At 67.6% G+C, this 23,382-nt stretch carries 18 protein-coding genes and 1 tRNA gene; 16 read left to right on the top strand and 3 right to left on the bottom strand.

Annotation, left to right across the window (positions count from 1 at the left end; all coding sequences use genetic code 11):
- The first annotated feature begins 64 nt into the window (after window positions 1-64).
- From ASD28_RS19060 to ASD28_RS19070, 3 genes are all read left to right on the top strand, one after another.
- Complete coding sequence (locus ASD28_RS19060) at window positions 65-1,204, top strand: diguanylate cyclase (protein WP_056131593.1); 1,140 nt, start codon at window positions 65-67, stop codon at window positions 1,202-1,204.
- A gap of 70 nt (window positions 1,205-1,274) precedes the next feature.
- A complete protein-coding gene (locus tag ASD28_RS19065) occupies window positions 1,275-2,243 on the top strand; it encodes a glycosyltransferase (protein ID WP_056131596.1) in 969 nt (322 codons plus the stop codon).
- A 90-nt stretch (window positions 2,244-2,333) separates the two neighbouring features.
- Window positions 2,334-2,420: transfer RNA gene (locus tag ASD28_RS19070), tRNA-Leu, on the top strand.
- 156 nt (window positions 2,421-2,576) lie between these two features.
- On the opposite strand, the gene ASD28_RS31945 is transcribed toward ASD28_RS19070, so the two are convergent.
- Window positions 2,577-2,843: a hypothetical protein gene (locus ASD28_RS31945; RefSeq protein WP_156403791.1), complete on the bottom strand. Its 267-nt coding sequence runs from the start codon at window positions 2,841-2,843 to the stop codon at window positions 2,577-2,579.
- A 163-nt stretch (window positions 2,844-3,006) separates the two neighbouring features.
- Between ASD28_RS31945 and ASD28_RS19080 the strand changes: the two genes are divergently transcribed.
- The 10 genes from ASD28_RS19080 (at window position 3,007) to ASD28_RS19125 (ending at window position 14,181) form a co-directional block, all read left to right on the top strand.
- Window positions 3,007-3,801: a hypothetical protein gene (locus ASD28_RS19080; protein ID WP_056131604.1), complete on the top strand. Its 795-nt coding sequence runs from the start codon at window positions 3,007-3,009 to the stop codon at window positions 3,799-3,801.
- Window positions 3,802-3,814: 13 nt separating this feature from the next.
- Window positions 3,815-6,031: a penicillin acylase family protein gene (locus ASD28_RS19085; protein ID WP_056131607.1), complete on the top strand. Its 2,217-nt coding sequence runs from the start codon at window positions 3,815-3,817 to the stop codon at window positions 6,029-6,031.
- A gap of 87 nt (window positions 6,032-6,118) precedes the next feature.
- Window positions 6,119-6,670, top strand: coding sequence for a thymidine kinase (locus tag ASD28_RS19090; protein WP_056131610.1), 552 nt, complete (start codon window positions 6,119-6,121; stop codon window positions 6,668-6,670).
- 12 nt (window positions 6,671-6,682) lie between these two features.
- Entirely contained in the window at window positions 6,683-7,243 is a 561-nt protein-coding gene (locus tag ASD28_RS19095) for a hypothetical protein (protein WP_056131613.1), read from the top strand.
- A gap of 165 nt (window positions 7,244-7,408) precedes the next feature.
- The gene (locus ASD28_RS19100; protein ID WP_056131617.1) at window positions 7,409-9,673 is read left to right on the top strand and encodes a carboxy terminal-processing peptidase; all 2,265 of its coding nucleotides are present in this window, start codon (window positions 7,409-7,411) and stop codon (window positions 9,671-9,673) included.
- A 189-nt stretch (window positions 9,674-9,862) separates the two neighbouring features.
- Window positions 9,863-10,723, top strand: coding sequence for a PEP-CTERM sorting domain-containing protein (locus ASD28_RS31950; RefSeq protein WP_156403790.1), 861 nt, complete (start codon window positions 9,863-9,865; stop codon window positions 10,721-10,723).
- 141 nt (window positions 10,724-10,864) lie between these two features.
- On the top strand, window positions 10,865-12,055 hold the full coding sequence (locus ASD28_RS19110; RefSeq protein WP_056131622.1) for an acyl-CoA dehydrogenase family protein: 1,191 nt from the start codon (window positions 10,865-10,867) through the stop codon (window positions 12,053-12,055).
- A gap of 8 nt (window positions 12,056-12,063) precedes the next feature.
- Window positions 12,064-13,254 (top strand): acyl-CoA dehydrogenase family protein, encoded by a 1,191-nt coding sequence (locus tag ASD28_RS19115; protein ID WP_056131626.1) that lies wholly within the window; start codon window positions 12,064-12,066, stop codon window positions 13,252-13,254.
- Window positions 13,251-13,721, top strand: a complete 471-nt coding sequence (locus ASD28_RS19120) for a MaoC family dehydratase (RefSeq protein WP_056131630.1) — start codon at window positions 13,251-13,253, stop codon at window positions 13,719-13,721. Before ASD28_RS19115 ends, ASD28_RS19120 begins: the two co-directional genes overlap by 4 nt.
- The gene (locus tag ASD28_RS19125; protein WP_056131632.1) at window positions 13,714-14,181 is read left to right on the top strand and encodes a MaoC family dehydratase; all 468 of its coding nucleotides are present in this window, start codon (window positions 13,714-13,716) and stop codon (window positions 14,179-14,181) included. Before ASD28_RS19120 ends, ASD28_RS19125 begins: the two co-directional genes overlap by 8 nt.
- A 4-nt stretch (window positions 14,182-14,185) precedes the next feature.
- Here ASD28_RS19125 and ASD28_RS19130 read toward each other — a convergent pair whose 3' ends face one another.
- Entirely contained in the window at window positions 14,186-15,118 is a 933-nt protein-coding gene (locus tag ASD28_RS19130; protein ID WP_056131635.1) for a diguanylate cyclase domain-containing protein, read from the bottom strand.
- Window positions 15,115-19,590 (bottom strand): PAS domain-containing protein, encoded by a 4,476-nt coding sequence (locus ASD28_RS19135; RefSeq protein ID WP_229412126.1) that lies wholly within the window; start codon window positions 19,588-19,590, stop codon window positions 15,115-15,117. The genes ASD28_RS19130 and ASD28_RS19135 overlap by 4 nt, the downstream gene beginning before the upstream one ends.
- 329 nt (window positions 19,591-19,919) lie before the next feature.
- On the opposite strand from ASD28_RS19135, the gene ASD28_RS19140 reads away from it, so the two are divergent.
- Genes ASD28_RS19140 through ASD28_RS19150 form a run of 3 tightly spaced genes read left to right on the top strand, consistent with a single transcriptional unit; the run spans window position 19,920 to window position 23,379 of the window.
- Window positions 19,920-21,626, top strand: a complete 1,707-nt coding sequence (locus ASD28_RS19140; protein WP_056131640.1) for a GspE/PulE family protein — start codon at window positions 19,920-19,922, stop codon at window positions 21,624-21,626.
- A gap of 9 nt (window positions 21,627-21,635) precedes the next feature.
- Entirely contained in the window at window positions 21,636-22,883 is a 1,248-nt protein-coding gene (locus ASD28_RS19145; protein WP_056131643.1) for a type II secretion system F family protein, read from the top strand.
- Window positions 22,884-22,893: 10 nt separating this feature from the next.
- Window positions 22,894-23,379 (top strand): hypothetical protein, encoded by a 486-nt coding sequence (locus tag ASD28_RS19150; RefSeq protein WP_056131644.1) that lies wholly within the window; start codon window positions 22,894-22,896, stop codon window positions 23,377-23,379.
- The last annotated feature ends 3 nt before the right edge of the window (window positions 23,380-23,382 follow it).

Consider the following 23,382-nt stretch of genomic DNA (forward strand, 5'->3'; position numbering starts at 1 on the left):
TCCAGCCCGTTTCGATTTGAGCGCCTTACTCCTTTTACTTGTCACCATCGCACTGTCGGCGATCATGCTGATGGTCCTGCGCTCGCTGGCACGCAGCGGGGTGCCCGGCATGCGCGAGTGGACGGTCGCGAACGTCCTGGCCATCGCGGCGCTGCTGCTGTTCGCCGGCCGCGGGCGGATCGCGGACGTGCTGTCGATCGACATCGCGAACCTGCTGTTCCTGTGCGCGCCGGCACTGATGCATGCCGGCTTCCAGCGCCACCTCGACCGTCCGGCGCCGTACGGTGCGCTGGCCGTGCTGGTGGCTGCGTCGACCGCGGCGCTGGGTGTTTTCCACTACGTCGTGGACGCGATGGCGGTGCGGGTCGCGCTGTCGTCCCTGTTTCACGGCATCGTGTGCGTCGCCATGGCCTGGGGACTGCGGCCCTGGGCGCAGCCCGGCCGGGCCCGTTATCCGATCCGGTTCGCGTTCGGCGCCGCGCTGACCCTGGCGGCGGCCCACGCGGTGCGCGCGCTGATGTACGCGTCCCACCATGACGCCCAGGTCACGCTGTTCGACGCGTCGCCCGTCAACCTCGTCTGCTTCGCCCTCGGCACGCTGGCGCTGCCGGGCCTGACCCTGGGCGCCGTGATGATGGCGAACGCCGGCCTGATCGGCCAGGCCCGGTATGCGGCGGAACACGACCACCTGACGGGCGCCTGGTCGCGCCGCGCCTTCTTTGGCCGCGCCGAGCGCGCCCACGCGGATGCCGTGCGCGCGGGCAGGACGCTGTCGGTGCTGATCTTCGACGTCGACCACTTCAAGTCCATCAACGACACTCACGGCCACGCCGTCGGCGACCGGGTGCTGGCCGACCTCGTCGCACGGACGGCCGCCGTGCTGCGCGGCGACGGGTGCGCCCGCCTGGGCGGGGAGGAATTCGCCGTCCTGCTACCGGATTCGGATGCGGACACGGCCGTGTGTCTTGCCGACGAATTGCGGCGCACGCTCGAACGGGCCGCCGTAGCCGGACCAGGGGGCGTGGCCGTGCGCTACACGGTCAGCGTGGGGGTGGGCAGTCTCGCTGATGGGGAGTCGCTGGCGAACCTGTTGCAGCGGGCGGATGCGGCGCTGTATGCGGCCAAGCGGGGCGGGCGGAACCGGATCGCGGATGCACGCCTCGTGGACGGCGAGCGATGTAAGTACGCAACGTCAGGCAGTTAGCGGGTAGGAATTTTCCTACAGCTGAGCTACTATCTGGCAATCGTTCTTATATTTAGAGCATCGGCAATCCATGCGCACCCCTACCGTCACCGTCATCGCCCTCTGCTATAACCACGAGCGTTTCGTGCTGGACTGCCTGGAGAGCATTCGCGCCCAGACGTTCCAGGACTTCGAACTGATCGTGATCGACGACTGCTCGCGCGATCATTCGCCGCAGGTCATCGCGAATTGGCTGGCCGAGCATTATCCGGCGGCCCGTTTCATCCGCCACGAGGTCAACCGCGGTATCTGTGCCTCGCTGAACGAAGCGCTGGCGCTGGCGCAAGGTACGTATGTCAGCATGACCGCCACCGACGACACCTGGCTGCCGCACAAGCTGGCATCGCAGGTGGCGCTGGCGCAATCGCTCGACGCCGACACGGCCGTCATCTATGCCGATGCCGGGCAGATGGATGAGGCGGGAGCATTGCTCCCCAAACCCTTCATCGAGGCGCATGGCGTCACCGACCCGCCGCAGGGACGGATCTTCAACAGGCTGGCCGACGGCAATTTCATCCCCGCCATGGCGACGCTGATCCGGCGCGACGCACTGGAGGCCGTCGGCGGCTACGACGAACGCCTGAACTACGAAGACTACGACATGTGGCTGCGGCTGGCGGACCGTTATGCCTTCGCTTTCCAGCCCGAGGTCGTGGCGTACTACCGTATCGTGGCCACGTCCGTGGTGCGTACCGTGTTTGCCCAGCCGAGCGCCTGGTATCACCACTCGAATTTCCTGATCCGCCAGAAATGGTTGCGCTCGGACCGCCTGACGCGGCAACAGCGCGCGCTGTGGGCCGACAAGATGTGGTGGGCGGCCTATGGATTGTTCGTCCTCGACGACCGGCGCGCCGCGTCCTGCCTGTGGCTGGCGTTCCGCCACTCCGGCCGGCCGCGCGCGGCGGTGCTGGCCTTGACGTTCCGGCTCGGGGTGTCGCGCGCGCGGCTCATGCGGTTGCGCCGGGTCGTCACCGGGATGACCCGGCGCACGCCGACCTGACCTCCAAGCCGGAATGACACCCGCGCCATCGCGGTCAATATTGCAATTTCGACCCTGATCGGGTCTGGCTGTGCTAGAATTCGGCGCGCTGCCCGGATGGTGAAACTGGTAGACACCCGGGACTTAAAATCCCGTGCCAGCGATGGCGTGCCGGTTCGATCCCGGCTCCGGGCACCAGGTGCCTCTGCGCATTTGGCAGCTGGCCGTCACTCCTTTTTCCGCCTGCGATCGTTCCGCACAATGCGAGGCGTTCCGCAATCATCGTCTTGCCCTGATCTGCCCGACCAGGGCGCGGTCAATATCGACCGATCGTTATTGAGCATGGTGCAAACCTCAACCGTTGGTTTGTAGGCTTTCTCGACGGTGAGGATGCGCCGCCCCGAACGGCCGCACGACGGCCGCCGCCGCCGCCACCAGCACATGCGGAGGACGGGGTCCCAGGCGCCTTCCCGCAGGGCGCGTCAGTACGCGCAGCGCGACGTCGAACGCCACGCCGTCCTCTTGCAGGAGGCGGGCGGCGCGGGCGGTGCCATGGTGCCGGCTGGCGTCCAGCACGGCCTCGATGAACATGGCGGAGATGCGGTCATGGCGTCGATTCATCGTTCGCTCCCTGAAGGCTGAGTCCACATCATTGTGCGCCGATCCGGCCGATGTTGCCATTCAACATGCATGACGCGTGCCGGCCGGCGGCGCATGGTGTAGCATGCGGGGCGATACGCCCGCGGCCGCCATCGCCGCGGCAGGAAACATGCAAGGACACATTTTGAATATCACGATCAACGAGGAACTCCGCTCTTTCATCGACCCCCTCACGCCCGTCGAATACGCCGCGCTCGAACGCAGCCTGCTGGCCGACGGCTGCCGCGACGCGCTCGTGTTGTGGCGCGACGTCCTGATCGACGGGCATAACCGCTACGAGATCTGCACGAAGCACGGCATTGAGTTTCGTACAGTCAACAACGACAAGTTCGACTCGCTCGAAGACGTCATGCTGTGGGTGATCGACAATAACCTCGCGCGCCGCAGCGTGTCCGACTTCCAGCGCGGCATGCTCGCGCTGCGCAAGAAGGAAATCGTCGCCGCGCGCGCCGCCCAGCGCGCCGCCGAGGCGCCGCCGGACCAGCCGGCGCCGGAACCTGCCGACGATCCGGTCGACCCGCCGTGGAGCACGCGCGAAGACGTGGCCAAGGCCGCGCGCGTGTCGGCCAACACGCTCAGCCAGATCGAGCGCATCCGCAAGACGGCGGCGCCGGAACTGGTCGACGCCGTGCGCAGCGGGACGATTTCCGTCAGCGCCGCCGCCAGCGTCGCGTCGCTGCCGCCGGAAGCGCAGGTCGCGGCCGTCGCCGGCGGACGCAAGGAGCTGCAGCAGGCCGCGCGCCAGGTGCGCGAACAGAAGACGGGCGCCAAGCCGAAGAAGGAGACCGTGCCGGATTCGCCGGAAGACCAGGTGAAGGCCTTGCGGGCCCAGGTCGGCGAATTGAAGGACCGCGTCGCCACCTTGATGACGGAAAACGAAGTGCTGCGCCAGAAGCTCGCCGCGCTCGGCGGCGCCTGAACGAGGCGCCCTCATGACGCTGTCCCGCGCGACCCCGGTCGCCATCGCCTGCGCCGCGCTGTTCGCGCTCGTCCAGCCCGTGGCCGCGCATGCCGCCGCAAAGCCGCATGCCGCCTCGACGTCCTCCGAGCGCGCGCGCCTGCAGGCCCAGGCACGGCGCGTGACGATCCTGCGCGACAAATGGGGCATCCCGCACGTCTTCGGCAAGACCGATGCGGACGCCGTGTTCGGCACGCTGTACGCGCAGGCCGAGGACGATTTCAACCGCGTCGAGCTCAATTACATCAACGCGTTGGGGCGGCTGGCCGAGGTCGAGGGCGAGAAGGAGATCTGGCGCGATTTGCGCATGAAGCTGTACATCGACCCGGCCGAGCTGAAGGCAAAGTATGCGGAGAGCCCGGCCTGGCTCAAGAAGCTGATGGATGCGTACGCGGATGGCCTGAACTGGTATCTCGCCACGCATCCGCAGGTCAAGCCCAGGCTGATCACGCGTTTCGAGCCGTGGATGGCGCTCGCGTTCAGCGAGGGCAGCATCGGCGGCGACATCGAGACCATCGACCTGAAGGCCTTGCAGGCGTTCTACGGGACGGCACCGGCGCCCGCCGTGGCGCTGGCCGACAAGGGCTTCGATCCGGAGCCGCGCGGCTCCAACGGCTTCGCCATCGCGCCGCGGCTGGCGGCCGGCGGCCACGCGCTGCTGATGATCAATCCGCACACGTCGTTCTACTTCCGGCCCGAGATCCACATGGTGAGCGGGGAGGGCCTGAACGCGTACGGTGCCGTCACATGGGGCCAGTTCTTCATCTACCAGGGCTTCAACGACCGCATCGGCTGGATGCACACGTCGGGCGGCGGCGACGTCATCGACGAGTACCTGGAAACGGTGGAGCGGCGCGACGGCGGGTTTGTGTACAAGTACGGCGCCGGCGAACGCACGGTGCGCGCGAAGACGATTGCGCTGCCTTATCGGACCGCGCACGGCATGGCCACGCGCACCGTCACGGCGTACTTCACGCACCACGGTCCCGTGATCCGCGCGCAGGACGGCAAGTGGGTCGCGGTGCGCATGATGGACGACCCGATGCACGCGCTCATGCAGTCGTACGGCCGCACGAAGGCGCGCGACTACGCGGCGTTCCGCAAGGTGATGGACCTGCGCACGAATTCATCGAACAACACGGTGTACGCGGATGCCGACGGCAATATCGCCTACTTCCACGGCAATTTCATCCCGCGCCGCGACCCGCGCTTCGACTGGACGAAGCCCGTCGACGGCAGCGACCCGGCCACCGAGTGGAAGGGCCTGCACGACGTCGGCGAGACGATCACGGTGTTCAATCCGGCGAGCGGCTATATCTCCAACACGAACAACTGGCCGTGCACGGGATTCGGCGCGAGCAGCCCGGATTGCGCGACGTATCCGGCCTATATGTGGTCGCTGCCGCAGAATCCGCGCGGCGTCCACGCGGAGCGCGTGCTGCACGATGCGCGCGACGTCACGCTCGACGGCCTCATCGCGAAGGCCTACGACAGCTACCTGACCGCGTTCGAGCCGCTCGTCCCGGCCGTGGTGAAGGATTGGGAGGCGCTGCCGGACGGCGATCCGCTGAAGGGGCGCCTGGCCGACCAGGTGGCGCTGCTGCGCGGCTGGGACCTGCGCTTCTCGACGGCGTCCGTGCCGACGTCGCTTGCCGTGTACTGGGGCCAGGACATGGTCGCGCAGGCATCGAGCCGCGCGAAGGCGCAGCGCGTGCCGGTGGTCGACTTCGTGCAAACGCAGCTGACCTCGCGCGAACGGCTGGATGCGCTGGCGCGCGCGAGCGACAAACTGCAGGCGGACTTCGGCAGCTGGAAGACGCCGTGGGGCGAGATCAACCGCTTCCAGCGCCTGTCCGGCGCCGTCGGCCAGCAGTACGACGACGACAAGCCGAGCCTGCCCGTCGGCTTCACGTCCGCCAACTGGGGCTCGCTCGCGTCGTTCGGCATGACGGCGAAGCAGACGACGAAGCGCATCTATGGCGACCGCGGCAACAGTTTCGTCGCCGCCGTCGAGTTCGGCCCGCGCGTGCGCGCGAAGAGCATCCTGGCCGGCGGCGAGAGCGGGGATCCGGCCTCGCCCCATTTCGCGGACCAGGCCGCGATGTACAGCCGCGGCGAATTCAAGGACGTGCTGTATTACAAGGAAGATATCGAAAAACAGCTCGAGCGCAAATACCATCCGGGCGAGTGACGGCGGCCCGCTGCGCCATGTCCGATTGCCGGCGGGATTGCTATAATCCTCGGATCGTACAACGGCATTCCAGGGCAGGACAGGGCAGTGGCAAAACTCTATTTCAGGTATTCGGCAATGAACGCGGGCAAGTCGACGTCGTTGCTGCAGGTGGCGCACAACTATGAAGAGCAGGGCCAGAAGGTCCAGCTGTACACGGCCGCCATCGACGACCGCTACGGCGTCGGCCAGATCACGTCGCGCCTCGGTCCGCAGCGCCAGACCGACGTGTTCGACACGACCACGAATTTCCTGGACAAGGCGCCGGTCGTGTCCTGCGTGCTCGTCGACGAAGCCCAGTTCCTGACGAAGGAGCAGGTCGTGCAGCTGCACCAACTGGCGCAGGTGCGCGGCGTGCCCGTCATCTGCTACGGCCTGCGCAGCGATTTCCGCGGCGACCCGTTCCCCGGCTCCGCGCACCTGCTGGCGCTGGCCGACGATATCGAGGAAATCAAGAACATCTGTACGTGCGGCAAGAAGGCGACGATGAACATCCGGGTCGATCCGGAAGGACGCCGCATCCGCGAAGGCGAGCAGGTCAGCATCGGCGGCAACGAGAGCTACCGCCAGGCCTGCGCCCGCTGTTTCTACCTGGGCTGACGCGCCGCGGCCATGTCCTGGCTTGCGGGCTGCGCCTCCCATTTGCCCGCCTGGGCCTGCGGCCTGGGCGAGATGCTGCTGTATCTCGTGCCGTCGCTCGCGCTCGCGTTCCTGATCTGGATGGTGACGCGGGCGCACCCCGTCTTCTTCCTGTTCAGCGCCGTCGGCACGTTCTGCCACGAGCTCGCGCATTTCTCGGTCGGGCTGCTGCTGGGCGCCGAACCCGTCGGTTTTACCATCATCCCGCGCCGCAACGGGCGCGTGTGGGAGCTCGGCTCCGTCTCGTTCGCCAACCTGCGCTGGTACAACGCCGCGCCCGCGGCGCTGGCGCCGTTCCTCGTGCTGTTCGTGCCGGTGACCGTGGCCTGGTGGCGCACCCGCGCCCCGTGGCACTTCGGTCCGGCCGACCTGGCGCTGACGCTGCTGCTGGCACCGCAGTTCCTGTCGTTCTGGCCATCGCCCGTCGACTGGAAATTGAGCGCGCGCAGCTGGCCTTATCTGTTGATCATCGCGGCGGGCGGCCTGGCTTACTGTTGGTTCCAAACGAGTTTGTTTCGATTTGTAAAAGCGTAGGCACGAGGGCGCCATGAAGACTTAAGCTCGGCTGAAGACACGTACAAGCCGGCTCTGCGCCGCCGCGCTATCCTGTAGAATGGGTTGCATCCGCCGCTGCGTCGGCGCGACTGCCGGCCCTCCCGCCAAGCAGTCGCATGAATATTCCCGTCCGGAGAACCAAGAATGAAGAAGCAGTTGTTGACGGTCGCGCTGGCGTTTGCCATGTCGGCCCACGTGGTCACGGCACAGCCCGAGAAGGTTGCCGCGGCCAAGACCGACACGGCCCCCATCGTCCAGATCAAGCCGGCCCCCGCCCAGACCCAGGCCGCGCTGTGGGCCTCGCGCGTGCTCGCGCGCTACCACTACAAGGCGACGCCGCTGGACGACGCGATGTCCGCGAAGATCTTCGACGCTTACTTCAAGGCGCTCGACAGCGAGAAACTCTACTTCACCCAGGCCGACATCGACAGCTTCGCGCCCGTGCGCACCAAGCTGGACGATGCGATCAACAACGAAGACCTGACGGTCCCTTTCCAGATCTACAACGTGTACCAGCAGCGCTTCTTCGACCGCATGACGTATGCGCGTGAGCTGTTGAAGGGCAAGTTCGATTTCACCACGGACGAATCGCTGCAGATCGACCGCGAGAAGGCGCCGTGGGCCAAGAACGAGGACGAGGCGAAGGATCTGTGGCGCAAGCGCGTCAAGAACGACTGGCTGCGCCTGAAGCTCGCCGGCAAGGACGAGAAGGCGATCCGCGAGACGCTGGACAAGCGTTACGAGGGCTACCAGAACCGCCTCAAGAAGTTGAACAACGAAGACGTGTTCCAGATGTTCATGAACGCGTACGCGATGGCCATCGAGCCGCACACGAACTACCTGGGCCCGCGCTCGGCCGAGAACTTCGACATCGCCATGCGCCTGTCGCTGGACGGCATCGGCGCCGTGCTGCAGTCGCGCGAAGACTACACCGTGATCCGCGAGATCGTCCCGGGCGGCCCGGCCGATAAATCCGGCAAGCTGAAGGTGGGCGACCGCATCGTCGGCGTCGCGCAGGGCAACGGCCCAGTCACGGACGTGATGGGCTGGCGCATCGACGACGTCGTGCAGCTCGTGCGCGGCGAGCGCAACTCGACGGTCCGCCTGGACGTGCTGCCGGCCGACGCCGGCCAGGACGGCAAGCACACGACGATCTCCCTCGTGCGCCAGAAGATCAGCATGGAAGAGCAGTCGGCCAAGAAGAAGGTCATCGAGGTCACGGACAACGGCGTGAAGCGCCGCATCGGCGTGATCCAGCTGCCGACCTTCTACCAGGACTTCGAGGCGCGCCGCAAGGGCGACAAGGACTTCAAGAGCGCGACGCGCGACGTGAAGCGCATCCTCGGCGAACTGAAGAAAGAGAAAGTCGACAACGTCCTGATCGACCTGCGCAACAACGGCGGCGGTTCGCTGATCGAGGCCGTCGAGCTGACGGGCCTGTTCATCGACAAGGGCCCGGTCGTGCAGCAGCGCAGCGCCGAAGGCCGCGTCGAAGTCGAGAGCGACACGGACGCCGGCCTGGCGTGGGACGGCCCGATGGGCGTGCTGATCAATCGTGGTTCGGCATCGGCGTCGGAAATCTTCGCCGCCGCGATCCAGGATTACGGCCGCGGCGTCATCATCGGCGAGCCGAGCTTCGGCAAGGGCACCGTGCAGACGCTGATCAACCTCGACCGCTTCTCGCAGAACGACAAGATGAAGTACGGCGAGCTCAAGATGACGATCGCCCAGTTCTTCCGCATCAACGGCGGCACCACGCAGCTGCGCGGCGTCACCCCGGACATCAGGTTCCCGGTCACGTCGGACGACGACAACTTCGGCGAATCGTCTTACGACAACGCGCTGCCGTGGGTACAGATCAAGCCGGCGACGTACATGCCGTCGGGCGACCTGAAGGAGCTGTTCAACCCGCTGCAGAAGAAGCACGATTCCCGCGTCGCGAAGGACCGCGACTTCCTGGACATCGAGCAGGACATCGCCGAGGCGCTGAAGGTCCGCAAGGACAATCTCATCTCGCTGAACGAGACCGTGCGCCGCAAGGAGCGCGAGAACCAGGAAGCGAAGGCCCGCCTGCGTGAATCGCGCCTCGCCGGCAAGGATAATCCGGATGAGCCGGTGTCCGGCCCGGGCAGCAAGGAGCAGCGCGGCAAGGTGCCGACGCCGACCAGCCCGAAGAAGACGAATGTCGTGCTGAAGGGCGCGGCGAGCGCGGACGACGGCCTGCAGGGCGACGAGCGCAGCCTGACGGCGGAACTGGCCGCCGAGAAGGCCGCCAAGAACGCCAAGGACGTGTATCTGCAGGAAGCTGCCCACATCCTGGCCGACGAGGCCGGCATGTTGAAGGCCGACACCCGCATGGCGTCGCGCGCGATGCCGTACATGTCGATGTTGAAACAACCCGGCAATTGATCGGTTGCCAAATGTGAAATAACCACTAGTTAAGCATTCATCCTTACCGGATGGCTGAAGGCGAGGCTCCCCTGGGAGTCTCGCCTTTTTTTATGCCGCTCAATTGAAAATTGTATTTTTTATAGGTGTGCTACAGTCACTCAGCAGTTAATTTAACAATAACTTTATGAACTGAGCAAGGAGTGCAATATGACAACTCGTTACCTCATCGCGGCGGCTCTGCTGGTCGGGACCGCATGCGGAGCCCAGGCAGAAGTGGTCTCGGGGAACCAATCGGGCTTCCTGTCCGGATGGACCGGCGGGAACGGCGCGGACGTGGTCAGTTCGGGCGTGCTGGCGAACGGCACGAGCCTGGTCGGCGGCGCCGCCTACGGCAGCGGCAACCTGGCCGAAACCCTGTACCAGAAGGCCAGCGCCAACGTCGGCCAGAGCGGTGCGCCGGTCAAACTGACGTATTCGCAGGGCATCGAAGGCACCTATCTGCTGAGCACGAGCAACGCCAGGCTGGCGGCGATGCTGGGTAACGGCATGGCGGTGGTGTCCACCAGCGACGGCAAGGTCGTCACGGTCGGCCAATCGGGCAGCGTGACGGTGGGCAACGGTGGCGGCTTCGGCGGCGGCTTCGGCAACGGCGCGATCGGGGGCGGCGCGTCCGGCGGCGGCAGCGCATCGAATGGTGGCGGCGCGTCCGGCGGGGGCACGGCGGTGGCTGGCGGTGGTTCCACCAAGGGCGGCGGCTCGACGAATGCGGGCAACGGCGTCGACGGCGCCCCGTCCGGCAATTACAACAACGGGAACGGTGCGACGGTGATCACGCCGGCGGCCGGCGGCCAGGAGGGCGGCGCCATCGTCCAACTGCCGATCCCGGCGCAGAACGGCCATGCCGGCGGCAATGCCGGCAACGGTGGCGGCATCGGCGGCATCAGTGACGATGTCGGCGTGGGCCTGCCGGCCGCGCCCGCGGCGGCCGTGCCGGAACCGTCGTCGATCGCCCTGATGATGGCGGGCATGCTGGGCGCGATGGGCATCGTCCGTCGCCGCAAGCGCTGATCGACACCGCACGCGGCAGCACGAACGCCCCCGCCCGCGCGGGGGCGTTTGCATTTGTACGCCGCGTTTCTCGCCGGATGATTTCGGGTACAATCTTTTGAACGGTCGTGCTTTTTTGGCCGGCATAACAAAGGAGACAACATGGACCTGACCTATACCGGCGACGACCTGACCTTCCGCGACCAGGTGCGTGCCTTCCTCGAGGCCGAGCTGCCGGCCGACCTGCGCCACAAGGTGGCCAACCACCTGCGCCTGCACAAGGACGACTACGTGCGCTGGCACCGCATCCTCGCGCGCCAGGGCTGGGCCGCGCCCGGCTGGCCGCGCGAGTACGGCGGCCCGGGATGGACGCCCGTGCAGCGCCACATCTTCGAGGAAGAATGCGCCCGCGCCGGTACGCCGCCTGTGCTGCCGTTCGGCGTGAACATGGTCGCGCCCGTCATCATGGCCTTCGGCAGCGAGGAACAGAAAGCGTACTACCTGCCGCGCATCCTGGCGTGCGAGGACTGGTGGTGCCAGGGCTATTCCGAGCCGGGCGCCGGGTCCGACCTCGCGTCGCTGAAGACGACGGCGGTGCGCGACGGGGATCACTACATCGTCAACGGCCAGAAGACGTGGACGACGCTGGCCCAGCACGCCGACATGATCTTCTGCCTCGTGCGCACCGACCCGGCCGTGCGCAAGCAGGAGGGCATCTCGTTCCTGCTGATCGACATGCATGCGCCGGGCGTCACCGTGCGCCCCATCATCATGCTCGACGAGGACCACGAGGTGAACGAAGTCTTCTTCGACAACGTGCGCGTGCCCGTGGCGAACCTCGTCGGCCAGGAAAACCGCGGCTGGACGTATGCGAAATATCTGCTGGGTCACGAGCGCACGGGGATCGCGGCCGTGGGCCGGTCCAAGCGCGAGCTGGCCCGGCTCAAGGCGCTCGCCCGGCGCGAGCAGAAGAACGGCGCGCCGCTGCTGCGCGATCCGCTGTTCGCGGCAAAAGTGGCGGACCTCGAGATCGAGCTGATGGCCCTCGAGATGACGGTGCTGCGCGTGCTGGCGCAAGCCGACAAGGCGCCGGGACCGGAAGCGTCCGTGCTGAAGGTGCGCGGCACCGAGATCCAGCAGCGGCTGTCGGAACTGATGGTCGAGGCGGCCGGCCCGCTGGCGCTGCCGTTCGACCCGGCCTACCTGGAAGGCGAGCAGGCGCATAGCGCGATCGACGACGACTTCGCCGCGCCGCTGCTGCCGCATTACTTCAATTTCCGCAAGACGTCGATCTACGGCGGCTCGAACGAGATCCAACGCAACATCATCTCCCAGATGATCCTGGGCCTGTGAGGAAAGACATGGACTTCAACTTCAAGGAAGAGCAGCTGCAGCTGGCGGATGCGCTCAAGCGCTGGATCGCACGCGACTACACGTTCGAGGCGCGCCGCGCCATCGTCGGGTCGCCGGCCGGCGTGTCGGAGGCCGCCTGGGCCACGCTCGCCGAGCTCGGCCTGACGGCGCTGCCGCTGCCGGAAGCGCAGGGCGGCTTCGATGGCGATGCCGTCGACATGTTCGTCGTGATGCAGGAACTCGGCCGCGGCCTCGTTGTCGAACCGTATTTCGCAACGATGTTCGGCGCCGAGTTCCTCCGTCGCGGGCGTGCGCATGAAGCGCTGCTCGAACGCGTGGCGGCGGGCGACCTGAAACTGGCTTGTGCGCTGGGCGAGCGCCAGTCGCGCCACGACCTGCGCGATATCGCCATGCGCGCCACCCCGGACGGTGCTGGCTGGCGCCTGAACGGCGAAAAGAAGGTCGTGTTGCATGGCGCGCAGGCCGGCTTGCTGATCGTGTCGGCCAGGACGGCCGGCGCGCAGCGCGACGAGGACGGCATCACGCTGTTCGCGGTGCCGGCGGACGCGGCGGGCGTGGTCATGCGCGACGTGCGCATGCTGGACGGCCAGCGTGCGGCCGACGTACTGCTGCGCGACGTGACAGTCGGTGCCGATGCCGTGATCGGCACCGTGGACGAAGGCTGGACTATCCTGGAAGCGGCGGCCGACCATGGCGCCGGCCTGCTGTGCGCGGAAGCGTTGGGTGCGATGGATGCGCTGTTCGGCGCGACGCTCGACTACCTCAAGACGCGCCAGCAGTTCGGCGTGCCGATCGGTAAGTTCCAGGCCTTGCAGCACCGCATGGCCGACATGTACGTGCATCTGGAGCAGGCCCGTTCGATGGCGCTGCTGGCCGCCGTGCGCCTGGCCGCCGAGCAGAAGGCCGCCGGGCACCAGGCCGAAGATGCTTGCACGGGCATCGTCGCCGAGCGCCGCCGCGCGGTCGCGGCGGCCAAGTACCGCGTGGGCCAGGCCGCCCGCTTCGTGGGCCAGCAGGCGATCCAGTTGCACGGCGGGATGGGCGTAACGGACGAGTTGCCGGCGTCGCATTATTTCAAGCGCCTGTCGACGATCGAGCTGACGCTGGGCGATTGCGACCATCACCTGGCCCGCTTCATCGCGCAGCCGGGCTTTTACGATGACGAGGAGGCGGCATGAAAGAGTACTGGTATTTCGAGGATTTCGAACCCGGCCAGGACATCGACCTGGGCACGCGCACCGTCACGGAAGACGAGATCGTCGCGTTCGCGCGGGAGTTCGATCCGCAGCCGTTCCACCTTGATCGCGGCGCGGCCGAGGCGTCGATCTTCGGCGGCGTGATCGCCAGCGGCTGGCACACGTGCAGCATGATGATGCGCATGGTCGTCGACGGGCTGATGAACCGGTCGGCCAGCATGGGCTCGCCCGGCCTGGACGGCGTGCGCTGGCTCGCGCCCGTGCGCGCGGGCGACACGTTGAACGTGCACTACCGGACCACGCGGGTGAAGGCGTCCACGTCGAAGCCCGACCGCGGCATCGTCTGGTCGACGTGGGTCGCGCTCAACCAGCATGGCGAGACCGTGTGCACGGTCGAGGGCATGGGCATGTTCGGGCGCCGGCCCGGCGGGGAGGCACGCCATGGCTAGCGCCCTGCACGAAGTGACGGGGCTGGACGCGCTGCGGGGCCTCGTCGGCACGGAGCTGGGCCGGTCGCGCTGGTTCGAGATCGGCCAGGACCGCATCGCGACGTTCGCCGACGCCACCGACGACCACCAGTGGATCCACATCGATCCCGAACGCGCGGCGCGCGAATCGCCGTTCGGCGGGACCGTGGCGCACGGCTTCCTCACCCTGTCGTTGCTGCCGTCGATGCTTGCCGACGTCCTCGTCATGGTCGATGCGAAGCTCGTCGTCAACTATGGCTTGAACAAGGTGCGGTTTCCCGCGCCGGTGCCGGCCGGCAGCCGCGTGCGCGCGGCGATCGTGCTGGCGGCATTGGAGGATGAACATGGATCGAGCCAGCTCACACTCGACGTCACGGTCGAGCGCGAGGGCGGCACGAAGCCCGTGTGCGTGGCCGAATTCCTCGTGCGGCGCTACGCGTGACAGGCTAGGCGGCGCAGTCGGCGCCGCCCAGCTTGTAGCGGTTGCGGCCCTCGGCCTTGGCCTGGTACAGCAGGGCGTCGGCCACCTGGATCAGGTCGGCCGGGATGCTGTGTTCGCCCGGCACCATGCAGGCGATGCCCATGCTGGCAGTCAGGCGGGAGGCCGTGGGCGATGCGGCGTGCGGGATCGCCATCTGCTCCAGCTCCGTCATCAGGCGGTGCGCCACGCCGGTGGCGCCACGGCCGTCCAGCTGCGGCAGCAGGATCGCGAATTCCTCGCCGCCGTAGCGCGCCACGAGGTCCTGCGTGCGCGCGGCGGCGCGCCGCATCGCGGTCGCGAACTGCACGAGCGTCGCATCGCCGGCCTGGTGGCCGTAGTGGTCGTTGTACAGTTTGAAGTGGTCGATGTCGACGAGGATCAGCGCCACCGGCAGGCCCGCGCGGCCGCAGCGGCGCCATTCGGCGTCGAGGCGCTCGTCGAAGGCGCGGCGGTTCGCGACGCCGGTCAGGGCGTCCGTGAGGATCAGCGCGCGCAGGGCGTCGCGCTGGCGCTTGACGGTCAGCTGCGTGCGCACGCGGGCGCGCACGACGGCGGCGTTCACCGGCTTGCTGATGAAGTCGGCCGCGCCGGCGCCCAGGGCGCGCGTCTCGTCCTCGGGCGACTTCAGCGCCGTCACGAAGATCACGGGGATGTCGCTCGTCTCGGGTGCCGCCAGCAATTCCTTGCAGACGGCATACCCGTCCATGCCGGGCATGACGGCGTCGAGCAGGATCAGGTCGGGCTGCTGGGTACGGGCGATCTCGAGCGCGCGTGGACCGTCCATCGCGAACAACACCTCGTGCTCGTCCTGCAGGGCGCCGTGCAGGATCTGGATATTCTCCATCGCATCGTCGACCACCAGGACGCGGCCGTTGACGGCCATGTCGGTCCAGCTCATGCATCCTCCTTCGTATCCAGTAGCGTCCGCACCAGTCGCGCCGCCTCTTCGAAGCGCAGGGTCGCCACGGCATCCGCCAGCGGCGCCACCTGGCATGGTTCGAGGCGGGCGAGGGCGGGGCGCAGCGTCTCGAACTGCGCGATCGCCTTCATGTTGTTATTGTGGAGCAAATCGAGGAGCTGCGCCAACTCGCGCTGCAGGATAGCGCTATCTTCCGGCGCCGCGGCCGGCGCGGGCTTGGCCTCCGGTGCGGGGAGGTCGCGTGCCGCCTCCAGCACGATGGACAGCGCGGCGTCGAGACGGGCGAGGCGCAGCGCGAGCGCCGCCTCGTCCTCGCTGCGCAGCGCCTGTTCCAGCTCCAGCGCCTGGCTCGCCACGTCCGTCGCGCCCAGGTTGGCGGCCACGCCGCGCAGGCGGTGCGCGGCCTGGCCCGCCCCGGCGCGGTCGCCGGCGTCGAGCAGGGCGCGGATGTCGGCCACGGCGCCGCCCTGCGAGCTCTCGAAGCGCCTGAACAACGCGGCGAAGCTGGCGAAATTGCCGCCGAAGCGGGGCAGCGTCGCCTTGAGGTCGATGCCGGGCAGGTAAGCGGGCACGGCCAGCCCGGCGGCGAGCGCCGTCTGCGCCGCTTCGGACGGGGACGCCGCCGGCCGGCCCGTGACGCGGACCAGCATGTTCACCAGTTCGTCCACGTCGATCGGCTTGGCGAGGTAATCGTTCATGCCCGCGGCCAGCGCGCGGCGGCGGTCCTCGTCCAGCGCGTTGGCCGTCATCGCGATGATCGGCAGCCGGTCGAGCCCCATGGCGCGGATCGCGTGGGTCGCCTCGAAGCCGTCCATCACGGGCATCTGCAAGTCCATCAACACCGCGTCGTAGTGCGCGCTGCAGTTGGCCGAATGTTCGGCGAGCATGCTGACGGCGCTGCGGCCGTTGGCGGCGAAATCGACGCTGGCGCCCGCGTGCACGAGCACGTAGTTCGCCACTTCCTGGTTGAGCAGGTTGTCCTCGACGACGAGCACGCGCATGCCGGCCAGGCGCCCGCCCAGCGGCGTCGGGCGTCCGCTCGCCGGCGCGGGCGCGCCGCTGTGCAGTTCCGCCAGCGCGTCGGCCACCGCGCCCGGCGTGAACGGTTTCGCGAGCACGGCGTCGATGCGCAGGTCGGCCGCCACGGCGTCGAGGCGTTCCCGTTCCGGGTCGGCCGCGAGCAGCGCGCAGCGGGGCAGGGAAATCGCCTGGTCGGCGCGCGCGAAGGCGATCACGGACGCGCCGTCCAGGTCGCCCAGCACGCTGTCGATGAACGCGACGTCGAACGGCCCGGCGGCGCGCAGCAGCGCGAGCGTGTCCGCGCCGCTGGCGGCCGTCTCGACGTGCCAGCCGCGGCCCGCGAGCAGGGCGGCCAGCGCGGCGCGGCTGCTCGCGTTGTCGTCGGCGACGAGGACGCGCAGCGGCGCCGTTTCGGGTTGTGCGGGCGCGGCATCGCCGGCGATGCCGAACGGCGCCGTGAAGCGGAACGTGGCGCCCCGCTCGGGCACGCTGTCCACGCGCAGGTCGCCGCCCATCAGGCGCACGAGGCGGCGGCTGATGGCGAGGCCCAGGCCCGTGCCGCCGTACTTGCGGCTCGTGGACGTGTCGGCCTGCGAGAAGGCCTCGAACATGCGCTGCTGCTGTTCGGGCGGGATGCCGATGCCGGTGTCGCGCACGGTGAACGCCAGCGCGTCCGGACCGGCCGGTTCGATGGTGAGCACGACTTCTCCACGTTCCGTGAACTTGATCGCATTGCTGACGAGGTTGAGCAGCACCTGGCCGAGGCGCATCGGGTCGCCCACGAGGCGCGCCGGCACGTCCGGGTGGACCGCGAACACGGGTTCGATGCCCTTGTTCCACGCGCTCGTGGCGGACATCGCGGCGATGCTGGCGAGGACGTCGTCGAGCGCGAACGGCGTCTGTTCGAGCACGAGCTGGCCCGCTTCCACCTTCGAATAATCGAGGACGTCGTTCAGCATCGACAGCAGCGATCGCGCGGCCATCTGCATGCGCGCAACGTAGCCCCGTTCGCGCCGGCCCAGGTCGGCCTCCTCGAGCAGGCGCGCGAGGCCGATGATGGCATTCATCGGCGTGCGGATCTCGTGGCTCATGTTGGCGAGGAACTCGCCCTTGGCGCTGCTGGCCGCTTCGGCCGCGTGCAACGCTTCCTCCAGGCGCGACTGGGTGCGTTTCAGTTCCGTGATGTCCGCGTGCAGCATGTAGAAGCCTTGCACGCGCCCGTCGGCGTCGAAGTCGGGGATGTAGCTGCCCCACGCCTGGATCACCTTGCCGGAGCCCTTGCGGTGCAGCCTGCGCTCGAAGAACTGGCGCTCGCCGCGCAGCACGCCCTCCAGGTGCGGCATCACTTCGCGGACCTGGTCTTCGTCGATGAGTTCGACCAGCGTGTGCCCGATCACGTCGGCGGCGTCGCGCTCCAGCCAGTCGAGATAAGGCTTGTTGGCGAAGCGGCAGCGCATGTCCGCGTCCCAGTAGCCGACGAGCGCGGGCAGGTGGTCCGTCACGGTGCGGATCATGCGCTCGCTCTCTTCCAGCCGGCGGCTGGCGGCGCGCAGCGCGGCGGCCGTTTCCACGCGCGCGGTGATGTCGCGGATGGTGCCCTGCACGATGCCGCGGCCGCCGATGTCGACGCTGTTCAGCAGGACGTCGGCGTGGAACAGCGAGCCGTCGCGGCGGCGGTAGATCCACTCGAAGCGGTTGCCGCCCGTGTCGAGCGTGCGCCGCATCGCCTCGTGCCACAGCTCGTCCGAGCGGCGGCCATTCGGCTGGAAGTCGGGCGAGCTGCTGGCCGGCGCCATCGCGAGGAATTCGTCCGCGCCCGCGCAGCCGAACAGGTCGATCGCCGCCTGGTTGGCGCTGATGAAGCCGGCCCCGTAGGCGATCAGCACGTGGGCGTCGCCTGAGCCCTCGAACAGCGCGCGGAACATCACCTCGTTGTCGCGGTTGCGCTGTTCCTGGCGCTTGCGCTCCGTGATGTCGAGGACGACCGCGTTGATGCCGACCAGGTCCCGATCCCGCCCGTACACCGGGTAGTAGCTGCAGATCCAGTGGCGCATGATGCCCGGCTCCGCGGGCGATTCTCCGCTGTCCTCGACGTCGATCAGCGGTCGCCCCGTCGTCAGCACGTGGCGGTAGGGCCGTTCGATGTGGATGCCCCGTTCGCCCAGCAGGTCGGGCAGGGTGTGGCCGATGTGGGCGCTGGCGGGGAGCGCGTTCACGGCCGCCAGGTAGTCGTTGATCATCACGACCTTCAGGCTGCGGTCGAGGAACGCGAGGCCTACCGGCGCCGTCGCGTACACGGTCGCCAGCATGGCGGAGGAACGCTGCAGTTCGTCGGTGCGCTCGGCCACGAGCGACTCCAGGCCGGCGCGGTATTGTTGCAGTTCGCCTTCGACCTTGCCGAGCGCGCGCGCGACGGTCGCCGCCTCGCGGATCGCCAGCGGCGGGATCACGAGCGCCTCGCCACGGCCGAGGGCCGCCGCCGGCTCGGTCAGGGCGCGCACCGAGCGCGCGATCGAATCGCCGATGCGCCAGGCCAGGCCCAGGCTGACGGCCAGCATGACGGCGATCCACGCGAGCGTCGTGGCGGGATCGGGCCCGAGGATCTCGCGCGCGGCGTGGCGCGGAAAGCCGATCGCCACGGCCCAGTCGTGGCCGAGCGTGCGCGCATACGCGGAATACATGGCCTGCGGACCGTGCGCCGTCAGCTCGACGATGCCGACCGGGCTCTTGGCCACCGCCTTGATCAGCTCCGGGTGCATCCTGTCGCCGATCCCGTGCGGCGTGTGGCCGCGGTAGGCGACCAGCCTGCGGTTGTTGTCGAACACGATCGCGCTCCAGCGCGCCGGCAGGTTCTGGTTCGCGAGCAGTTCCTGGAGGCGGCGCGGGCGCAGTTCGACCGTCACCGCATACGCGACCTTGCCCTCGCGCCAGACCGGCACGCTGATCGAGATCACCCAGGGCTGCGTGGCGTCGCCCCGGTGCAGGCCGGACGTGACAGCGTCGCCGCTGGCGAAGACGGCGCGGATGTCGGCCTCGTTGCCGCGGGGCGGGAGCGTGCTGCCGAGGGCGTGGCGCGTGTCGAGGAGGACTTTGCCGTCCGGCGCGCTGACCGCAACCGCATAGGCGGGGAATTCGGGGCGCAGCAGCCGGCGCGCCGCCGTGTAGAACGCGGCCAGGTCGCCTCTGGCGAGATTCGCCTGGTTGGCCAGGGTGCGCGCCGCCGTTTCGCCGTTGGCCAGGTCGCGGTCGACGGCCGCGGCCAGCGCGCGCGCGATCATCTCCGCATCCTCGGCGACGTGGACCCGTTCGCGCTGGTCGGCGTCCCTGGCGAACACGATGTAGCCGATCAGGATCGGCAAGGCGCACGCCAGCACGAGCGTCACGAGCTTGGCGCGTATGGAAGGGAGAGAACGACGTTGTAACAGCTGCACAGCAAGCTCCGCGGATAATGCGCAGCCCAGGCGCCTTGCGAGCATGGTAGCCCAGCAGCCACCTCATGTAAATTCGGGGTCGGAGCACATTTTGGGCAGGTGCCGCAGCCGCAAGTGTCTGTTTTATCGAAGATTTAACGCCGCGCGTCGGGGAAAAAGTGGACCTGACCCCGAATCTTGGCAACATTTGTTTCTTGTGTGGCATGCAGGAGTGACACGGAGTCGCGCGGACGATACGTTTTGCCTTACGTAAAGTCATTCTCCACGTTAATTTTTCGTTCCTCTGGAATACAATGAAGGACTAGTCCTACATTGATCGAAGAGGTGGTATGGCCCGGCCCGAAAAAGTCCGACTTGGCGAAATCCTGGTGCAACAAAAGCTGTTGTCGGAAGACCAGCTGAACCAGGCGCTTGCCGACCAGAAGCGCACGGGCCGCAAGCTCGGCCGCGTGTTCGTCGAGAGCGGTTTCGTCACGGAGGAGCAGATCTCGGGCGCCCTGGCGCGCCAGCTGGGCATCCCTTACCTCAACCTCAAGTTCTACAACATCAACCAGGACGTCGTGCGCCTGCTGCCGGAAACGCAGGCGCGCCGCTTCCGCGCGCTCGTGCTGGAAGACCGCGGCGAGACGATGCTCGTCGGCGTCTCCGACCCGACCGACCTGTTTGCCTACGACGAGATCGCGCGCCTGCTCAAGAAGGGCGTCGAGCTGGCCGTCGTCAACGAGACGGAAGTGCTGCAGGCCATCGACCGCATCTACCGCCGCACGGGCGAGATCACGGGCCTGGCGCGCGAGCTCGAGCAGGACCTGGGCGACACGACCTCGGTCGACTTCAACGCGCTGTCCGCCAACTCCGGCCTCGAAGAAGCGCCGGTGGTGAAACTGCTGCAGTCGGTGTTCGACGACGCGGCCCAGGTGCGCGCGTCCGACATCCACATCGAGCCGCAGGACGGCCGCCTGCAGATCCGCTTCCGCATCGACGGCGTGCTGCACCTGCAGACGGAAGCCGACATCAAGATCGCGACGCCGCTGGCGCTGCGCCTGAAGCTGATGGCGGACCTGGACATCTCGGAAAAACGCCTGCCGCAGGATGGCCGCTTCGCCGTCAAGGTGCGCGGCCAGCGCATCGACGTCCGTATCTCGACGATGCCCACGCAGTACGGCGAATCCGTCGTCATGCGTCTGCTGAGCCAGGTGGGCATGAACTTGCGCCTGGATGCGATCGGCATGCCGGCCGCGCTGGTGGAACGCTTCCGCGCCATCGTCCAGCGGCCGAACGGCCTCGTGCTCGTGACGGGGCCGACGGGTTCCGGCAAGACGACCACGCTGTACAGCGCCCTGGCCGAGCTGAACTCCGTCGAGAAAAAGCTCATCACGGTCGAGGACCCGATCGAATACCGGCTGTCCGGCATCAACCAGGTGCAGGTCAACGACAAGATCGAGCTGAATTTCGCGCGCGTACTGCGTTCCGCGCTGCGCCAGGACCCGGACATCGTGCTCGTCGGCGAGATGCGCGACCAGGAGACGGCGCAGATCGGCCTGCGAGCCGCCATGACGGGCCACCTCGTGCTGTCGACCTTGCACACGAACGATGCCGCCTCCACGCCGCTGCGCCTGATGGACATGGGCGTGCCGCGCTACATGGTGAGCGGCTCGCTGCAGGCCGTGCTGGCGCAGCGTCTGGTGCGCGTGATCTGCGAAAGCTGCTCCGAGCCGTACCAGCTGCCGGCGCCGGAACGCGCCTGGCTGCGCGCCGAACTGGGCGACCGCGCCGAAACGGTGCCGTTCTTCCACGGGCGCGGCTGCTCGCACTGCAACGGCACGGGCTACCGCGGCCGCACGGGCGTGTACGAACTGCTGGAGATGACGCGCGTCGTCAACGAAGCCGCCAACCACCCGGACCCGTCGCACTTTCTGAAGGTGGCGCATGCCGAGATGCGCGGCGAGACGCTGCGCCGCAGCGGCGTGCGCCTCGCGATCCAGGGCCGCACGACGGTGGCGGAAGCCATGCGGATCAGCAACCAGATGGAAGACTGATAGACATTCATGCCGTTCTTTGCCTACAAGGGCCGCAACGCGCGCGGCGAATTGATGCAGGGGGTGCTGGAAGGCGCCGACAGCAGCGCCATCGCCGACCAGTTGTTCGGCACTGGCGTCACGCCGCTCGACATCACCCCGACCACCCGCAAGGCGACGACGCCGGGCAACGCCGCCGGCGCGAACGACAGCCTGTGGGAACGCCTGACGCGCAAGAAGGTCACGTCGATCGACGTGCAGCTGTTCAGCCGCCAGATCTACACGCTGCTGAAATCCGGCGTGCCGATCATGCGCGGCCTCGCCGGGTTGCAGGAATCGGCGACCAATAAAAGCTTCGCGCGCGTGATCCAGGACCTGCGCGAATCGCTGGACGCGGGCCGCGAACTGTCGACCGCGATGCGCCGTCATACGGAATGCTTCACGCCGTTCTACCTGTCGATGGTGCGCGTGGGCGAGATGACGGGCCGCCTGGAAGAAGTCTTCCTGCGCCTGTTCGACCACCTGGAATTCGACCGCGACATGCGCGACCGCGTGAAGACGGCGATGCGCTATCCCACGTTCGTCATCATCGCGATGATCGCGGCGATGGTCGTCGTGAACGTGTTCGTGATTCCTCAGTTCGAAAAGGTCTTCCAGAGCTTCCACGCCGAGCTGCCGCTGATGACGCGCATCCTGATCACGACGTCGCGCTTCACCGTCGAGTACTGGCCCGTGATGCTCGGCGCCGCCCTGGCGGCCTTCTTCGGTGTGCGGGCGTGGACGCGGACCGTGTCCGGACGCCTGGCGTGGGACCGCTGGAAGCTGCGCTTCCCCATCGCCGGCAAGATCATCCACAAGGCCACGATGGCCCGCTTCGCGCGCAGCTTCGCGCTGTCGATCCGCAGCGGCGTGCCGATCGTGCAAGCCCTCTCGGTCGTCGCGCAGACGGCCGACAATGCCTACCTGACCATGCGCCTGGACCAGATGCGCGACGGCGTCGAGCGGGGCGAAAGCATCCTGCGCACGGCGACCAACGCCCAGGTGTTCACGCCGATCGTGCTGCAGATGATCGCCGTGGGCGAGGAATCCGGCTCGCTCGACGACCTGATGGACGAGATCGCGCAGATGTACGAGCGCGAGGTCGATTACGAGCTCAAGACGCTGTCCAGCCAGATCGAGCCGATCCTGATCACCTTCCTCGGTGCGATGGTGCTCGTGCTGGCGCTCGGCATCTTCCTGCCGATCTGGGACCTGGGCAAGGCAGCCCTGCATCATTGACGAGGCATCCATGATTCGTGTGAAGACAGCCAGCGGGTTCACCCTGTACGAATTCGCGATCGTCGCCGCCATCACGGCGGCGCTGTCGACCGTGCTGCTGCACCGCCTGGACGGCTACCGCCGCGCGGCCGAGGACGCGGCGGCGCGCCAGACCGTGGCCGCGCTGCGCACGGCGCTGCAGGTCGAGGCGGCCCGCCATCCCGGTACGCTCGCGGCGCTCGCCGGGCAGAATCCGATGCGCCTGCTGGCACGGCCGCCGGCCGATTATCTTGGCGAATTCGCACTATCCGAGCAGGGTAGCGTGGCACGAAACGGGTGGGTGTTTGACCCACGCGACAAAACCCTTGTCTATCTCACCTCAGAACGAGAAAGATTTGCTTCGGGCAAATCGAAATTGCCTACGTTCAAGGTAGAATTAACCCGAACTCCTGCTGACGCAGGGAAACAAATGATGAGTCTTGCATTGAATGAAATCGGTGTGCAAGGCGGTCGTTAATCA

The sequence above is a fragment of the Massilia sp. Root133 genome, assembly GCF_001426525.1.
Taxonomy (GTDB): Bacteria; Pseudomonadota; Gammaproteobacteria; order Burkholderiales; family Burkholderiaceae_D; genus Telluria; species Telluria orientalis.

Excerpts from the sequence above, each read along its gene's own strand:
- ASD28_RS19100 (WP_056131617.1), top strand. The coding sequence starts at position 7,409 with ATGAAGAAGCAGTTGTTGACGGTCGCGCTGGCGTTTGCCATGTCGGCC.
- ASD28_RS19085 (WP_056131607.1), top strand. The coding sequence starts at position 3,815 with ATGACGCTGTCCCGCGCGACCCCGGTCGCCATCGCCTGCGCCGCGCTG.
- ASD28_RS19110 (WP_056131622.1), top strand. The coding sequence starts at position 10,865 with ATGGACCTGACCTATACCGGCGACGACCTGACCTTCCGCGACCAGGTG.
- ASD28_RS31950 (WP_156403790.1), top strand. The coding sequence starts at position 9,863 with ATGACAACTCGTTACCTCATCGCGGCGGCTCTGCTGGTCGGGACCGCA.
- ASD28_RS19140 (WP_056131640.1), top strand. The coding sequence starts at position 19,920 with ATGGCCCGGCCCGAAAAAGTCCGACTTGGCGAAATCCTGGTGCAACAA.
- ASD28_RS31945 (WP_156403791.1), bottom strand. The coding sequence starts at position 2,843 with ATGAATCGACGCCATGACCGCATCTCCGCCATGTTCATCGAGGCCGTG.
- ASD28_RS19145 (WP_056131643.1), top strand. The coding sequence starts at position 21,636 with ATGCCGTTCTTTGCCTACAAGGGCCGCAACGCGCGCGGCGAATTGATG.
- ASD28_RS19115 (WP_056131626.1), top strand. The coding sequence starts at position 12,064 with ATGGACTTCAACTTCAAGGAAGAGCAGCTGCAGCTGGCGGATGCGCTC.
- ASD28_RS19125 (WP_056131632.1), top strand. The coding sequence starts at position 13,714 with ATGGCTAGCGCCCTGCACGAAGTGACGGGGCTGGACGCGCTGCGGGGC.
- ASD28_RS19095 (WP_056131613.1), top strand. The coding sequence starts at position 6,683 with ATGTCCTGGCTTGCGGGCTGCGCCTCCCATTTGCCCGCCTGGGCCTGC.
- ASD28_RS19150 (WP_056131644.1), top strand. The coding sequence starts at position 22,894 with ATGATTCGTGTGAAGACAGCCAGCGGGTTCACCCTGTACGAATTCGCG.
- ASD28_RS19130 (WP_056131635.1), bottom strand. The coding sequence starts at position 15,118 with ATGAGCTGGACCGACATGGCCGTCAACGGCCGCGTCCTGGTGGTCGAC.
- ASD28_RS19060 (WP_056131593.1), top strand. The coding sequence starts at position 65 with ATGCTGATGGTCCTGCGCTCGCTGGCACGCAGCGGGGTGCCCGGCATG.
- ASD28_RS19120 (WP_056131630.1), top strand. The coding sequence starts at position 13,251 with ATGAAAGAGTACTGGTATTTCGAGGATTTCGAACCCGGCCAGGACATC.
- ASD28_RS19065 (WP_056131596.1), top strand. The coding sequence starts at position 1,275 with ATGCGCACCCCTACCGTCACCGTCATCGCCCTCTGCTATAACCACGAG.